Source organism: Acidomonas methanolica (genome assembly GCF_004346035.1).
In the GTDB taxonomy this organism is placed as follows: domain Bacteria; phylum Pseudomonadota; class Alphaproteobacteria; order Acetobacterales; family Acetobacteraceae; genus Acidomonas; species Acidomonas methanolica.
In genome coordinates this window covers 1-14,099 of record NZ_SLZN01000044.1, presented here as the reverse complement: position 1 = coordinate 14,099, position 14,099 = coordinate 1, and the positions used below count along the sequence as shown (strand labels likewise).

The 14,099-nt window shown below is 64.5% G+C and carries 16 protein-coding genes and 1 pseudogene; 10 read left to right on the top strand and 7 right to left on the bottom strand.

What is annotated here, in order from left to right:
• Nucleotides 1–55 precede the first annotated feature (55 nt).
• From EDC31_RS16065 to mlaD, 7 genes are all read right to left on the bottom strand, one after another.
• Complete coding sequence (locus EDC31_RS16065; RefSeq protein ID WP_042062258.1) at nt 56–361, bottom strand: hypothetical protein; 306 nt, start codon at nt 359–361, stop codon at nt 56–58.
• Nucleotides 362–814: 453 nt separating this feature from the next.
• Entirely contained in the window at nt 815–1,312 is a 498-nt protein-coding gene (locus EDC31_RS16060) for a disulfide bond formation protein B (RefSeq protein WP_042062260.1), read from the bottom strand.
• Nucleotides 1,309–2,652 carry an alpha,alpha-trehalose-phosphate synthase (UDP-forming) gene (locus tag EDC31_RS16055; RefSeq protein ID WP_042062263.1) on the bottom strand — a complete coding sequence of 448 codons (1,344 nt, stop codon included), beginning with the start codon at nt 2,650–2,652 and terminating at the stop codon, nt 1,309–1,311. Before EDC31_RS16055 ends, EDC31_RS16060 begins: the two co-directional genes overlap by 4 nt.
• A complete protein-coding gene (gene otsB, locus EDC31_RS16050) occupies nt 2,640–3,389 on the bottom strand; it encodes a trehalose-phosphatase (RefSeq protein WP_042062265.1) in 750 nt (249 codons plus the stop codon). The genes EDC31_RS16055 and otsB overlap by 13 nt, the downstream gene beginning before the upstream one ends.
• Before the next feature lie 45 nt (nt 3,390–3,434).
• Nucleotides 3,435–4,235 carry a DUF2155 domain-containing protein gene (locus EDC31_RS16045; protein ID WP_132127160.1) on the bottom strand — a complete coding sequence of 267 codons (801 nt, stop codon included), beginning with the start codon at nt 4,233–4,235 and terminating at the stop codon, nt 3,435–3,437.
• The gene (locus EDC31_RS16040) at nt 4,232–4,429 is read right to left on the bottom strand and encodes a hypothetical protein (RefSeq protein ID WP_042058657.1); all 198 of its coding nucleotides are present in this window, start codon (nt 4,427–4,429) and stop codon (nt 4,232–4,234) included. Before EDC31_RS16040 ends, EDC31_RS16045 begins: the two co-directional genes overlap by 4 nt.
• 11 nt (nt 4,430–4,440) lie before the next feature.
• Nucleotides 4,441–4,962: an outer membrane lipid asymmetry maintenance protein MlaD gene (mlaD, locus tag EDC31_RS16035; RefSeq protein WP_042058655.1), complete on the bottom strand. Its 522-nt coding sequence runs from the start codon at nt 4,960–4,962 to the stop codon at nt 4,441–4,443.
• Nucleotides 4,963–5,246: 284 nt separating this feature from the next.
• Between mlaD and EDC31_RS16030 the strand changes: the two genes are divergently transcribed.
• From EDC31_RS16030 to EDC31_RS15985, 10 genes and pseudogenes are all read left to right on the top strand, one after another.
• Nucleotides 5,247–6,767, top strand: a complete 1,521-nt coding sequence (locus tag EDC31_RS16030; RefSeq protein WP_239641656.1) for a TSCPD domain-containing protein — start codon at nt 5,247–5,249, stop codon at nt 6,765–6,767.
• A gap of 126 nt (nt 6,768–6,893) precedes the next feature.
• Complete coding sequence (locus EDC31_RS16025) at nt 6,894–7,358, top strand: RidA family protein (protein ID WP_042058648.1); 465 nt, start codon at nt 6,894–6,896, stop codon at nt 7,356–7,358.
• 68 nt (nt 7,359–7,426) lie between these two features.
• Nucleotides 7,427–8,575, top strand: a complete 1,149-nt coding sequence (locus tag EDC31_RS16020) for a GNAT family N-acetyltransferase (protein ID WP_042058645.1) — start codon at nt 7,427–7,429, stop codon at nt 8,573–8,575.
• A gap of 89 nt (nt 8,576–8,664) precedes the next feature.
• Complete coding sequence (locus EDC31_RS16015) at nt 8,665–8,856, top strand: hypothetical protein (protein WP_042058643.1); 192 nt, start codon at nt 8,665–8,667, stop codon at nt 8,854–8,856.
• Between the two features lie 70 nt (nt 8,857–8,926).
• Nucleotides 8,927–9,667 (top strand): flagellar basal-body rod protein FlgF, encoded by a 741-nt coding sequence (gene flgF / locus EDC31_RS16010; RefSeq protein WP_042058641.1) that lies wholly within the window; start codon nt 8,927–8,929, stop codon nt 9,665–9,667.
• A gap of 31 nt (nt 9,668–9,698) precedes the next feature.
• Nucleotides 9,699–10,490 carry a flagellar basal-body rod protein FlgG gene (gene flgG, locus EDC31_RS16005; RefSeq protein WP_081797577.1) on the top strand — a complete coding sequence of 264 codons (792 nt, stop codon included), beginning with the start codon at nt 9,699–9,701 and terminating at the stop codon, nt 10,488–10,490.
• 1 nt (nt 10,491) lies between these two features.
• Nucleotides 10,492–11,472: a flagellar basal body P-ring formation chaperone FlgA gene (flgA, locus tag EDC31_RS16000; protein WP_042058637.1), complete on the top strand. Its 981-nt coding sequence runs from the start codon at nt 10,492–10,494 to the stop codon at nt 11,470–11,472.
• Between the two features lie 102 nt (nt 11,473–11,574).
• Complete coding sequence (gene flgH, locus EDC31_RS15995) at nt 11,575–12,306, top strand: flagellar basal body L-ring protein FlgH (protein ID WP_042058659.1); 732 nt, start codon at nt 11,575–11,577, stop codon at nt 12,304–12,306.
• A gap of 198 nt (nt 12,307–12,504) precedes the next feature.
• Entirely contained in the window at nt 12,505–13,617 is a 1,113-nt protein-coding gene (locus EDC31_RS15990) for a metallophosphoesterase (RefSeq protein WP_042058636.1), read from the top strand.
• Between the two features lie 311 nt (nt 13,618–13,928).
• A pseudogene (locus tag EDC31_RS15985) lies at nt 13,929–14,099 on the top strand (IS3 family transposase); the annotation flags it as partial.

Below are 14,099 nucleotides of genomic sequence, written 5' to 3'. Positions count from 1 at the left end.
ACTGGGGAATATCCATGAAAGTGAACGACTTTCTGGATTTCCCAGTTCCGGAACCTCAGTACAAGATACCCATCACGAAAAGTGCGGAAGAACCCTCAGCACGGTAGACAACCGTTGCCGAATCGGTATCCGTCAACGTCACTCGCCATTTGCGACCTTCGCGCAAGGGAACGAAAACGCGTGCGCCGTCAGTATAATCGAAGCGGATTCCGTTAGGCCCTTCCTGCGTCGGCATCGGCGCGGGAAGGAGATAAGGATTCTCCGTCACGGATTTCGGCACGCCAGAAACGGCGGAAGTTTCTTTTGCCGCCTGATGAAGCTTTCCCTCAGGCTCGGCCGATTCAGCAATGTCCGGAATCAAAATCGGCTCCCGGCAGAGACCGAGGAAGCGAGAGCGAATACAGCAAAAACCTTAGTATACAGTTTGTATAACCCCCAACTCTTGCAAATAACGCTAAGCAACTTGCTTATAATTCTCTGACGGAAGTTTCGCAATATTTTTTCGTGCACCGCAAGAAAATTTATGCTTTAGAGAAATTTCCCTCGAAGGCGTTAATCTACAAAAATCGTTTTTTTTATTTAAACAGAAAGCTACCGGGAGGTGAGGTTATTTATAGACCCGGCGGGTCGCCCGCTTCTGGACGCGTTGCTCAACACGTTCCCGCTCACCCGTTGCTCATTCGCAGCATCAATCAGAAAGCCCACTATGCCGCTCGCCCAGTGCCGCGGCCGCACTCGCGTTTCCCGCCCGTCACAGCAGCAAAGACCTACCGCCTGTCAGAGCGTTATACTTTCGTTTTCCGTGTTGTTCGGATCATGCTCCAACTCTGGACTGCCGCAGCCCCAGCACGGCAAGGCCCGCGACCACAAGCGCGAACAGGCCCGAAAGCGCCGCCATCGAGAGCGGCAGTCCCCAGAGATAGGTCGCCGCATCGCAGGGCTTGGAGGGGCGCAGCGGCATGCTCGCCAGACGCTCCCTGAATGATCCCGGATGAAATTCCGGCGCTCGGCAGGAGGGGAACGGACTCGGCCACCAATGCTGCTCCACCCCCACATGCGCCATGGCGATGGCCACGCTCACCGCCAGCACGGGCAGGCTCAGCATCGCCGCCCATCGCCCCGCGCGATACGGCAGGACACATTCCGCCGCGCCGAGCACGAGTACGACACGCCATGGCCAGCGCGCCAGCAGGCACAATTCGCACGGCACGATCCCCATGACGTGCTGGACATACCACGCGCATCCCAGCGCCGTGACGGCTGCCGCGACCAGGATCAGGCCTGCAAGACGTTGCTGAACCATGGGAGTCATGACGAAGGTGCGGACGCCTCCAGCGTGGACAGAAACCGCTTCGCCCATTCGGCGGCGGTGTTCAGACCCACCTCCGCCCGCAGCGCGCGCCACCGCTTCTGGCGCGCGTCGAGGGGCATCGTCAATGCCTGATGCAACGCGTCGGCGATCTCGTCCGTATCATAGGGATTGACCAGGAGCGCTTCCGGCATGTCCGGCGCCGCTCCGGCGAAATGCGAGAGGATCAGCACACCGGGATCGGCGTCATCCTGCGCCGCGACGAATTCCTTCGCCACCAGGTTCATCCCGTCCCGCAACGGCGTCACCAGAGCGACATCCGCGAGGCGATGGAACGAAGCGAGCAGATGACGCGGCACGGGCTGCGTCAGATAGCGGATCGGCGTCCAGTCGAAATCCGCATGCTTGCCGTTGACGAACCCGACCAGCTCGTCCAGCTCCCGCCGCAATGCCTGGTAGTTCGCCACTCCCTCACGCGAGGGCGGGGCGATCTGGACGAAGATCACGCCGCGCAAATGCTCGGGGAAACGTTTCAGAAACGCCTCATAGCCATGCAGCCGCTCCAGCAGTCCCTTGGAATAATCCAGCCGGTCCACCCCGATGATCAGCTTGCGGCCACGCAGGCTTTCACGCAGCCGCCGTACCTCCGGGTCGCCGACATTGTCTTTCGCCTCCTGTTCGAAGCCACGCGGATCGATCCCGATCGGAAAGGCGCGGACGGTCGGGTCCAGCCCCATGACCTCGTAACATTCGCCGAGATTACGCGCATCCTCATCCGTCTGCACGCCGATCAGATCATAGGCCGCCATGGCGCGCAGGAGTTCCTCCGCGCAGGGCAGGACCCGCATGACGCTCCAGGGCGGACAGGGAATATGCAGGAAGAATCCGATCTTCCCCGTCACGCCGCGCGCCCTGAGCGCCTGGCCAAGCGGAATCAGATGATAGTCGTGCACCCAGATCGTGTCGTCAGGACGCAGGAGCGGCGCAAGCCTGTCCGCGAAAAGATCATTGACCCCATAATACGCCGCCAGATCCTGGCGATGATAGGTGATGATGCCCGGGCGGTAATGGAAGAGCGGCCAGATCAGATCGTTGGAGAAATGCTCGTAATAACGCTCATGCTGCGCGCTGGTCAGGTCGATGGTCGCATAGGTCACGCCCGCGACCGTCTCACAGGTCACATCCTGCGCAGCCGCCCCCTCCGCATGTTGCCCGGACCAGCCGAACCAGAGGCTTTCCACCCCTCGCACCACATCCGCCAGCCCCACGGTGAGGCCGCCCACCGGCTGCACCCGCTCATGCGGCGACGGCACGCGATTGGAGACGATGATCAGCCGTCCCATCGTGACCTCGCCGCCAGATCCGTCAGCCAGGAACGAAAGGCCGCCGCGTCGGGAAAATCCTCCGGAATCCGGAAGCCCGCTCCGCCCAACGCCCGGGCCGCGCGAATGCCGTCCTCATCCGTCACGTCGTCGCCCACGAAGACGGGACGCCGCCCCGCGAAAGGGGGCTGCTGCATCACCGCCTGGACCGCATGCCCCTTGTCGATTCCGGCCGGGCGGATTTCCCACGCCATTTTCGCCGGGTGAAGCTCGAAGATCGATTGCCCGGCCAGCCAGTCTTCCGCCATGTCCCGCAACGCCGCGCCTGCGTCCGGCGCGGCGCGATAATGCAATACGACTCCCGCGTTCTTGCGTTCCAGCGTCGCGCCCGGCCAGGTTTTCAGCGCATGTTCCGCCGCTTCCAGCCAGTTTCGGGGGAAGGCGGGAACATCCGCCCGCTCGATCGCAGCAGACGGATGCCGACGAATCGCCACGCCGTGCTCGCCGCAGACCGCCTCCGCCACGCCAGGCAGGAAATGATCGATCTGTTCGATCGGGCGTCCCGTGACGATCGCCACAGCACCGCCGCACCGGTCCCGCAGCATCGTCAATGCGGCGCGCAAACCGGGCGCTACCCGCACCTCTCCCGGCGACGGCGCAATATCGACAAGCGTCCCGTCGAAATCGAGCAGAAACGCGGCATGCCCCGCATCCAGACCGCGCGGCAACGGAAACGAGGGGAATGAGGCGGAATTCATCGTTCAGGGGAACGTTTCACGCCGCTTCCGGTTCCCCTTCGTGTGTCACTCGTCGCCGGAGGCGGGACGGGGCGGCGGCAACGCGTCAGCCGGCGAAGACGGTGTTTCCGCCGGTGGCACCAGAGACAAGGGTCCATGAGATGAGGGCCCATGCGCCGCCGACCCCGTTGCGCCGGGAGCGGGTGCTGGCGCGGCACCGGCGGGCGGCGCCAGTTCCATTGGACCGCCGGAGGCGCCGGCGGACGCGGAGGGCGGCGGTGCGGCCGGCGCGCGGGACGCCGGGGCGGCGGGAGCCGCAGGCGCCATCTGAATCATGCCCGGCGCGCCGGAGAGATCGCCAGAATCGCCGGGCTGGTCCTGTGCGCTGCCCGGCTGCGCGGCCACGATCCGCGTCGCCACCTGCGGCGCGGGCAGCGGCGGCACGCCGGGATCGCGCTGATCGCCCTCGCAGGAGACGACGCGGATCTGATAGAGCGGACTGGCGAAAACGGAGAGGGCGGGCTCGTTCGCCAGCATCCAGCCGTCGAATTTCGTCGTGGGGTCCGTGTCATCCGTCACGCTGGCGGACACCGCCGCATCCGCCGCGAGGGTCGCGGGACGGTCGAGACAGCGATGGACGGCGATATGCAGCGTCTTGTAGCTGCCGACCCCATCCACCGGAACGGTCAGCGTCTCCACATGCGAATCCATGCGGTTGAGCACCCGCACCACCGCCTCGCCGCGCCCCTGCCAGAGGGTCGCGGGATACATCACGGGCGGCGCGACGGCCTCGGCGGCCCTCGCGCCGCCGCCGGCCACCGCCAGAGCCAGCAGCGCGGGAAGACACAATACCCGACGCATCGTCATGACCCGGGTTCGCGCAAGGCGGCGACCATCTGCTCCAGCACGCTCCGCATCTCTTCCGGCGCGACTCCCATCAGCAGCGCATCCTCGAAGGCGTCCTGCATCACCTGCCGCACCTCCGCCTCGTTCTCCCGCAGCACGCGCAATTTCTCGACGCAGCCAATGGGCTGCCCCTCGCGATCACGCCATATCGTCATTCCCGCGCTGCTCACGGAAGGTCGTCCCCCTTGGCCTTCTGGTCCTGGGTCTTCGATTTCTGAATCGAGTCGGTGACGGAGAAGATGAACTTGCTCAGAAGTTCTTCAAGGCTGATCGACCCCTGGGTCTGGATCATCTGACCTCCGGGCTTGAGCATCGTCTCGCTGCCGCCCGGCGAGAGCGCGATATATTTCCCTCCCAACAGGCTGTCCGAGGTGATGATCGCCGCGCTGTCATCCGGCAGGGAGACGTCAGGCCGGACGGTGAACGTCACCATGGCGCGGAAATCCTTCGGGTTCACCGATTCCGCCGTCACATGCCCGACGGTGATGCCCGCCAGCTTGACGTCCGACCCAACCCCGAGGCCATCGGCCTGGCTGAACACCGCATGAAGCGGATAACCGTCCCCGACCGCATGATGACGCCCGGTCATCGCCACGACCATCAGCACCACCAGCGCCGCCAGAATCACGAAGCCCGTGACAAGCTCGACAAGCGCGGAGCGGGGCCGCATGCCGGAAACTGTGCTCATGGGATCATGCCTCGACGCCGGGAATCAAAAGGATGTTCCTGCACTACAGCCTCTCACCCGTGTCGTCCATCTCCCGCGTTTCGGGGTCGGGCCCCGGTTCGACTTTCGGCGCGCTCCGGTTCGGGCGGATCAGACCGATGCACGAGCGCGTCCATCTTATCCCCCCTATCCACGTTATGCGGAGCATTATCCCCCGTCCCGCCCCCGACAGGACGCTTTTTCTGCTCCGTCCGGCGGGGTAAGATCGTCTCATGACAGCCAGCCCGTATTGGAACGGCGTCCGGATGCGTACAACGCAGGTGACGGCCGATCCCGATGACCCGATCATCCAGCCCGTGACCCTTCCCGCCGCCTGGGAGGACGAGGCTGCGAGCGCCTTGCTGCTTCTCGCCTCCCCCGCGGACCGGACCGGCGGCGCACCCTTGCTGCTCGCCACCGAGGCCATGCGCTGGCTGACGGAGATCGAGTCTCTCACCGGGCTGAAGAACGCCACGCGCGGACTGGCCTGCCTGCTGCTGATGCGTCAGCTTGCTCCCACCGCGCCGCTCTGGCTCGGCCAGCGCGACAGGCGGCCCGGCTTCGTCGTCAATCTCGCCGCTTTCGTGTTCGACGGCGCCTTCGCAGGCGACGCTTTTCTCGCCGCCATCCGCCTCGCCTGCGATGTGCTGCGCAAGCTCCACACGGCCATGGCGGACTCGCTGAACGCCGAACTGCCCCTCTTCGACCTGCCGCCGATCAACGCCGCGCCACCCGGGAAAGGGGAAACCGCCCCGCTCGGCGAAGGGCCGGCCGGGATGCTGTTGCTGACCAATCTCGATGCCTGCCTGGCGCAGATGGGTCTGGACTATGACAGCGAGACGGGACGCGACGCGGCCTGCACGCTCGTCTGGATCGCCACCGCCCTTGCCCGGCAGGGCAGCGGGCCTGTTCCGCTTCCCCCGGCGACCTGTCCCGCCGCGGATCTCGCCGCCCTCGCCGCCCAAATTCGCGACGAGGCCGCGTCATTCGACATGATCGAGCGGCGCGCCGCCGTCGAAACCGCCTTCTCCACCTCCGGCCCGGTCGATGCGCTGCTCGGCGTCGAAGCCTGCGGCCTCGCGCCGATCTTCTCCCCCCTCCAGGCGGACGGAACGCTCCGCCCCAGCACGCTGGCCCGCCTCGCCCATCGCGGCTACACGCCCGAGACCGCGCTGGCCGCCGCCCTGGCGGGGGAAACGCCCCTGCGCCTGCCCGGCCCCGACGCCCAGCTCGCGATGCACCGCGCGCTCGCCGGTTTCGTGGACCGCATGCCCGCCCGGCCGAATCCGATCGCCCGTCCCGTACCCCGCGCCGGGCTGGAGCGGGGCGTGCGCCGCCCGTTGCCCGCCCGCCATACCGGCTTCACCCAGCGTGCCTCGGTCGGCGGCCACAAGCTCTTTCTGCGCACGGGCGAATATGAGGACGGCACGCTCGGCGAGGTCGCCATCATTCCCGTGCGCGAAAGCGCGATGGTCCGCGGCCTGCTCGACAGCATCGGGCAGGCGGTGAGCATCGGCCTGCAATATGGCGCGCCCCTCGAAGACTATATCGCCCGCTTCGCCCATACCCGCTTCGGCCCCGGCGGCACGGTGGAAGGCGACCCTGTCGCCGCCTATGCCACATCTCTGCTCGATTACGCCTTCCGCGCGCTCTCCGACGCCTATCTCGGGCGCCGCCTGCCCGACGCCGCTCCCGAGGCGACGGGCGAAGCGGGGGCGGACCCGCTTCTGCCTCTCGGCATGCCGGAAGTCCCGCGCCGACCGCCGGGGTTGCGGCTGGTCGGCTGAAGTCCCGCCAGGGATCGGCGGGTGTGACGCAGTTGGAGCAGGCGTCACATTCGGGCGTTCCCGCCACTTGCGGAGGCGGGGGTGAACCCGCCAAACTGGCCACGCAAACAAGGAGAACGCCCTAACATGTCAGCCTCCGTGCCGGACCGCCTCGCCGCTCTCGGCCTCACGCTTCCGCAGGCCGCCGCCCCCGTCGCCACCTATGTGGCGACCGTGCTCACCGGCAATCTGCTGGTCGTCTCCGGTCAGTTGCCGCTCGAACACGGCACGCTGAAGGCCACCGGCAAGCTCGGAGGCGCTGTGGAGCCGGAAACGGGCAAGGCCTGCGCCCAGCTCTGCCTCCTCAACGTGCTGGCGCAAGTCCAGGCCGCGATCGGCGATCTCTCCCGCGTGCGCCGCGTGGTGCGCCTCGGCGGCTTCATCGCCTGCACGCCGGAGTTCACGCAGCACGCCGCCGTCATGAACGGCGCCTCCGATCTCGCCGTCGCCATTTTCGGCGATGCGGGCCGCCACGCCCGCTCCACCATCGGCGTCCCCTCGCTGCCGCTGGATGCGCCCGTTGAGGTCGAGGGGCTGTTCGAGGTCGTGTGACGCCGCGCGGGGCCATGCCCCTGCGCCCCGCAATTGCAAACCTCCGGCCCCTGGCGCAGGATCGCCCCATGCCGGACTGGTCGCTCACCCTTCATGCCTCGATCCGGGAAATCCCGCCTGACGTATGGAACGCCTGCTCAGGTGACGACAATCCCTTCGTCAGCCACGGATTTTTCTCGGCGCTGGAAGAGAGCGGCTCCGTCGGGGCCAGCACAGGGTGGCTCCCGCGCCACGCCGTGCTCAGGGACGGAGACGCGGTCGCCGCCATTGCGCCGCTGTATCTCAAAGCCCATTCGCTCGGCGAATATGTGTTCGATCAGGGCTGGGCGCGCGCCTATCAGGACGCGGGCGGGCGATACTACCCCAAACTCCAGATCGCTGTTCCCTTCTCTCCCGTCCCCGGTCCACGCCTGCTCATTTCGCCGGAACGCGCCGACCGCACGGCCACCGCCCGCGTTCTGGCGGGCGCCATCGCCCAATGCTGCGACGAACTTGGACTCTCCTCGGCCCATGTCACCTTCTGTCCGGACACCGAGCAGGCGCTCCTTGCGGAAGCCGGCTGGCTGCCCCGTCTGGGCCTGCAATATCACTGGCATAATCGCGGCTACGACGATTTCGACGCCTTCCTGGACGCCCTCTCCTCCCGCAAGCGCAAGACCATCCGCCGCGAACGGCGCGACGCGCAGAGCTGCGGCCTCGTGTTCCATACCCGGCGCGGCCGGGAGATCACCTCCGGGGACTGGGCGGCGTTTTATCGTTTCTACCAGTCAACCGTCGATCGAAAATGGGGCAATGCCTATCTGACGGAGGGTTTCTTCCCGCTTCTGGCCGCCTCTCTCGGCGATCGGGTCATCCTGATGACCGCCGAGCACGAGGGCCGGCCCGTCGCCGCCGCGCTCAACCTGATGGGAAGCGACACGCTCTACGGGCGCAACTGGGGGGTGGAGGGCGACTGGCCGTTCCTTCATTTCGAACTCTGCTATTACCGCGCCATCGACTTCGCGATCACCCACGGGCTCGCCCGCGTCGAGGCCGGGGCGCAGGGCGAGCACAAGATCGCGCGAGGCTATCTTCCGGCCTTCACCTGCTCCGCGCATTACATCCGCGACCCGGCTCTGCGCGAGCCGGTCTCCCGTTTCCTGGATGACGAACGCGCCGCACTCATTGCCGAAAGCCGGGCGCTCGCGGAATTTTCTCCCTATCGGCAGGAAAACTGAGAGACGGCGACGTCTGAAAAGAGTTATTGAGAACGATTATCATTAACTCTATGCTGGTCCCCATCCTTCATCCAAGAGGGCCAGACGCCATGATCCGACATCTCTCCACCGGCATATCCGATATCGCCCAATTGCTTGCGCCCAGCCATCCCCCGCTCTCCGCCACCCGTTTCTGGACGCGGGAATGGGAGTTCCTCGGCTTCGATCCGGCCGAAGCCAGAACCGGCAACGCTGAAGCGGGGCGGGCCCGCGATCAGGCCGAGTCATCGGACGAGTCCTGATCCTTTTTGGCCTTAAACCTTTTGGAAAGGATTTCCATGCCAGTCTCCCCGGGCATCCGAGGACCGGCACATGGAAAACGCGACCTATATCGCCCTTTCACGACTGGATACCGAACAACGCGCGATGAGCGTGGTGGCGGATAATATCGCCAACGCCTCGACGACGGGGTTCAAAAGCCAGCACGTCCTGTTCAGCGACTATCTCTCGCCGCAAGATGGCAGCGACCTTCCGAAAGGCGCGGAGAACGAGGCCTACACGCAGGATCTCGCCACATGGCGGGATCTCTCGCAAGGCCAGCTTCAACAGACCGGCAACCCGCTGGATATCGCGATCGGCGGGGAAGGATATTTTACCCTGCGCACCGCCACGGGCATCCGGCTCTCGCGCTCGGGACGTTTTCAACAGCGTTCGGACGGCATGATCGCCGACGACGCAGGCAATCCGCTGCTGGACCGTGCCGGTCAACCGATCCGCGTCCCGGCAGTCGATCACACGCTCACCATCGCCTCAGACGGCACGATCTCCGGGGCAAACGGCGTCATCGCTCGAATCGGCGTCGTCATCCCACAGGACCAGCACAAGCTTCTGCCCGAAGGCGGGAAATTTCTCCGCGCGGACACGCCGACAACGCAGGCCCCTGCCCCGAAACTCGTCCAGGGCATGATCGAGAGCAGCAACGTCCAGCTCATGCCGGAGATGACGCATATGCTTCAGATCCAGCGCGATTTCCAGTTCGTCGCCCAGTTCGTGGAGAGCGAGGCGACACGCCAGCAGGACGCCATCTCCAAGATTCTCCAGGTCAACGTCTGAACCACTTTTCCATCACAGGAGATAAAGAACGGTGCGCTCTCTCGACATCGCCGGAACCGGCATGCAGGCCCAGCAGACCAATGTGGAGACGATCTCCAACAACATCGCGAACATGACCACGACCGGCTATAAACGGTCGCGCGCCGAATTTCAGGATCTGATCTACCAGAACATACGCCGCGTCGGCACCAGCAGCTCCGACACGGGAACGGTCGTTCCGGCGGGCACCCAGGTCGGGCTCGGCGTCAAGACGGCGGCGATCTACCGCATCAACCAGCAAGGCAATCTGGAACAGACTGGAAATACGCTGGATTTCGCCATTCAGGGGCGCGGCTATTTCCAGGTCCAGCTTCCGTCCGGGCAGATGGCCTACACCCGCGACGGCACATTCTCCCTTTCGAATGCCGGCACCATCGTCACGGCGGACGGTTATTCGCTCGTGCCTCCCATCACCATTCCGAGCAATGCGATTTCCGTGACGGTGGACCAGTCGGGCCAGATCAGCGTCACCACTCCCGGTCAGACCCAGTCCCAGATCGTCGGCCAGATCCAGCTCGCCACATTCATCAACGATAACGGTCTGGACGCGATGGGGCAGAACCTGTTCCTCCAGACCCAGGCATCGGGCGACCCGAATATCGGCACGCCCAATTCCATTCAGGGCATCGGCGCGGTCATGCAGGGCTATGTGGAAAGCTCGAACGTCAATGTGGTGACGGAAATCACGGATCTGATCACCGCCCAGCGCGCCTATGAGATGAACAGCAAGGTCATCACGGCGTCCGATGACATGATGCAGACCCTGACCTCGCTTGGCCGCTGAGATGAGCCGCCCGCGCGCCATCCTTCTCGCGCTGCTCTGCCTCGTATGTCCCGTTCAGGCGGCGACCCTCCGGCACAATGTCGTCTTGCGTTCGGACAAGGTGCGGCTCTCCGATCTGTTCGATCACCTCTCCCCCGGACAGGACACCGTACTGGGCGACGCTCCGCCGCCGGGCAAAAGCTACGATGTGGGCGGCACGCAACTCACCGCCATCGCCGCGCAATATGGCGTGGACTGGCCGGATGCGTCGCCTCTCACAAGCATCACCGTCACACGCGGCGCACATGTTTACGGGCATGCCTACGCCGTTGCCCTGTTGCGCGACGCTCTGCGTGTCCGGCCGGGCGACCCTGATGCGGAGGTCGCACTGGAGCCCTTCCCACCCCTGGTCGTACCGCTGGAAATCGCAGGCGAACCGACACTCGCCCGGCTCGATTATACGCCGGACGTCAACGGCGCCTTTTCCGCGACCCTGATCCTCGACCTGCCGACGCCGCTTCAGGTTCAGCTCCATGGCGCCGTCTTCCGGCAGGTCGATGTCGTAACGGTCACACGCCCCGTTCCGGCAGGAATGCCGCTTCTTGCCGACAGTTTGACGATCACCCGCATCCGGGCCGATCACATTCCCCCGGATGCATTGCATAATCCCGCCGATATTTTGGGTCTTACCGCCCGCACAACCCTTCTTCCCGGTCATCCCATCACGCCGCCGCAACTCAGCCATCCGATTCTGATCCAGAAGAACGCCGCTGTCGTCATGGCGTTCGACCTGCCATCGCTGCACGTCACGACCTCCGGCATCGCACTCGAAGACGGCCGCCGTAATGACCTTATCCGTATCCTTAACCCCTCGACCCAGATGGTCGTCACCGGCCGGGTCGATGCGCGATCGGAGGTTGAAATCCTTCCGGGGACCACGCCGGTTCCGGCGGATTTACGTCAGATGTCAGGACATGTTCCACCCGGCTGGCGGCGTTCGTGACCTGTGAGCCGCATGCAACCGCTTCCTGATCCTGTTAACCGCATATTCACTTTCATGCACGATACTTCGCGCCGGCAATTCTTTTCTCCATGGCTGACGAACATGCGGATCGCGTCTTTCTTCTCTGCCGTCATCTGCGCTTTCGTTCTGGGCGGCTGCTCGAATCTCGCGCAACTTTCCGAAATCGGGCGGCCACCTCGCATGACACAGATCTCCGATCCGACCCGAACGGCAAATTACCGACCGATCACGATGCCCATGCCGCCTCTCCAGCCGCCGCCTTCGGAACCGGCAAGCCTGTGGCGGAGCGGCAGCCGCGCGTTCTTCAAGGACCAGCGCGCCTCGCAGGTGGGAGATCTTGTCACCATCATCGTAGACATCACCGACACCGCCGCGCTGAACAACAATTCCACGACTCAACGAACGGCAGATGAAAACCTCTCCATTCCCCGACTCTTCGGCGTCAAACAGGCGATTCTCGAACATCTGACCGGCGCGGGGGGGCTTGCGACCAACAGCAGCGACGATAGTGGCGCGACGGGAAAGATATCGCGCAACGAGACCGTGACGTTGCGACTTGCCGGCGAGATCACGCAGGTTCTGCCCAATGGCAATTTCGTTATCATGGCGCAGCAGGAGGTGCGCGTGAACAGCGAGTTGCGCGAGCTCAAAGTCAGCGGCATCGTGCGTCCGCAGGATATCACGGCGGATAATACCGTCACCCATGACCGAATGGCCGAAGCCCGCATTTCATATGGCGGGCGCGGAACGCTGACTGAAATCCAGACGCCGCGATACGGTCAGCAGATTCTCAATTCCGTTCTGCCATTCTGACTCTTCGCCGAGGGTACGTGCCCGGAAGTTCGTTTCAGATCCCGGCGGTCGTCGCTCCTTTCGCCTTGCCGCGCCGCCGGAAACAAGGCGTGCAGTCCCTATCCTTCGTCCTTTCCGGGACACGGAGAGCATTATGGGGCAGTCTGGCAGGCTGACATTCCATCAGGATGCCGTTTTCCTTGAAGAAAGCTGACAATTTTGCGCCTGATCCTTGCTCTACCGTGCCTGATCGTCATCCTGAACTGGCTTTGGCCGCTGCCGCTTCCCGTATGGGTGAAGGTGTCGGCCACGATTCTGCTGATTGTCGCCTCGCAATTTCATTTCTTGTCCCGGCTCTCCTCCGGCTCCATCTTCGCACCCGAATTTCCCCGACCGTTCGTCATCCTCTTCAACTGGGCGTTCGGGGCCCTTGTGTTGCTCGCCTTCTTGCAGCTTGCACTCGATCTCGGCGCTCTTGCTGCAGCGCTGGTGCAATGGCGGCCGGTGCATATTCCCGATAGCGCCCGCGCGGCCGCAGGCGGCCTCGCGGGCCTGCTGGCCGCCGCAGGAGTCGCCCAGGCGGTGCGCGTGCCGCCGATCAGAGACGTGACAATCGCGATCCCCGGTTTGTCCCCGGCCTTCGACGGGTATCAACTGCTCCAGTTGAGCGACCTGCATGTCAGCCGACTGTTTCCAACGGCCTGGACCGAAGCGGTCGTGGCGCGCGCCAATGCGGCTGACGCGGATCTGATTGTCGTGACGGGCGATTTCATCGACGGTTCGGTTTCCATGCGCCGCGCCGATATCGCGCCATTGCGGAACTTGCGCGCGCCGGACGGCGTGTTCGCGGTGCCCGGCAATCACGAGTATTTCTTCGACTACGCCGAGTGGATGCGCCATTTATCGGATCTGGGCCTGCACATGCTCCTGAATGCTCATGCGGTCATCACACGGGGAGAGGCGCATCTGGTGCTCGCCGGTGTGACCGATCTCTCCGCGCCGGGACATGGCGAATGCGGCCCGGACCTCGATGCGGCGCTCGAAGGGCGGCCGCCTGGCGCGCCGGTCGTGTTGCTCGATCATCAGCCGCGCGAGGCGCGGGTGGCGGCCGGACGCGGCGTCGCCCTTCAATTGTCGGGCCACACGCATGGCGGCATGATGCCGGGCCTCGACCGTCTCGTCGCACGCGGCAATAGCGGGTTCGTGTCCGGCCGCTACGCCGTCGGCGGCATGGTTCTCTATGTCAGCAACGGCACCGGCATCTGGCCCGGTTTCGCCCTTAGGCTCGGCAGCCCCTCCGAGATGACGCGGTTCCATCTGCGGACGGGGTGACTTTCCCCGTGGATTGCCCACGTCGGACTTCAGTTCCGCGTCTGAACGACCCGTTCCCGGATACATCCTCTCCCTGTCCAGAAGACGCACTCAACAGAATTCACGGCGCCCATCTTCGTGCTCTGCCACTGCCGCGATCTGCATTTTCCAGACTCTCTCGAGCGTTCTCGTCACGCGCACCGGCAATTACAAATCCGGCATCGCAAACTGCGTCGTCAGCATACTGACCATCGGCGCGACCACCTATCTTGCGCTCAAACATTCGACGGCTCAGGCGGCGGCACATGAGGCGCGCACAATGCACGCGGTTGGTCCGTCATCTGCGCGACGAGGCGCGCGCGCTCAAGGAAGTCGTGGCCGAGCAGACGCTGGAGCTGCGCCTGCTCAAAAAAAACATGATCGGGGATGGGGGAGACCCCGCATGAGGTATGAAGCGTCGGAAAAGCTCGGGATCATCCGCCTCGTCGAGCAGTCGGCCCTCT

Coding starts and splice junctions, on each gene's coding strand:
- EDC31_RS16060 (WP_042062260.1), bottom strand. CDS start 1,312: ATGACTCCCATGGTTCAGCAACGTCTTGCAGGCCTGATCCTGGTCGCG.
- EDC31_RS16055 (WP_042062263.1), bottom strand. CDS start 2,652: ATGGGACGGCTGATCATCGTCTCCAATCGCGTGCCGTCGCCGCATGAG.
- otsB (WP_042062265.1), bottom strand. CDS start 3,389: ATGAATTCCGCCTCATTCCCCTCGTTTCCGTTGCCGCGCGGTCTGGAT.
- EDC31_RS16045 (WP_132127160.1), bottom strand. CDS start 4,235: ATGACGATGCGTCGGGTATTGTGTCTTCCCGCGCTGCTGGCTCTGGCG.
- EDC31_RS16040 (WP_042058657.1), bottom strand. CDS start 4,429: ATGACGATATGGCGTGATCGCGAGGGGCAGCCCATTGGCTGCGTCGAG.
- mlaD (WP_042058655.1), bottom strand. CDS start 4,962: ATGAGCACAGTTTCCGGCATGCGGCCCCGCTCCGCGCTTGTCGAGCTT.
- EDC31_RS16030 (WP_239641656.1), top strand. CDS start 5,247: ATGCGTACAACGCAGGTGACGGCCGATCCCGATGACCCGATCATCCAG.
- EDC31_RS16025 (WP_042058648.1), top strand. CDS start 6,894: ATGTCAGCCTCCGTGCCGGACCGCCTCGCCGCTCTCGGCCTCACGCTT.
- EDC31_RS16020 (WP_042058645.1), top strand. CDS start 7,427: ATGCCGGACTGGTCGCTCACCCTTCATGCCTCGATCCGGGAAATCCCG.
- EDC31_RS16015 (WP_042058643.1), top strand. CDS start 8,665: ATGATCCGACATCTCTCCACCGGCATATCCGATATCGCCCAATTGCTT.
- flgF (WP_042058641.1), top strand. CDS start 8,927: ATGGAAAACGCGACCTATATCGCCCTTTCACGACTGGATACCGAACAA.
- flgA (WP_042058637.1), top strand. CDS start 10,492: ATGAGCCGCCCGCGCGCCATCCTTCTCGCGCTGCTCTGCCTCGTATGT.
- flgH (WP_042058659.1), top strand. CDS start 11,575: ATGCGGATCGCGTCTTTCTTCTCTGCCGTCATCTGCGCTTTCGTTCTG.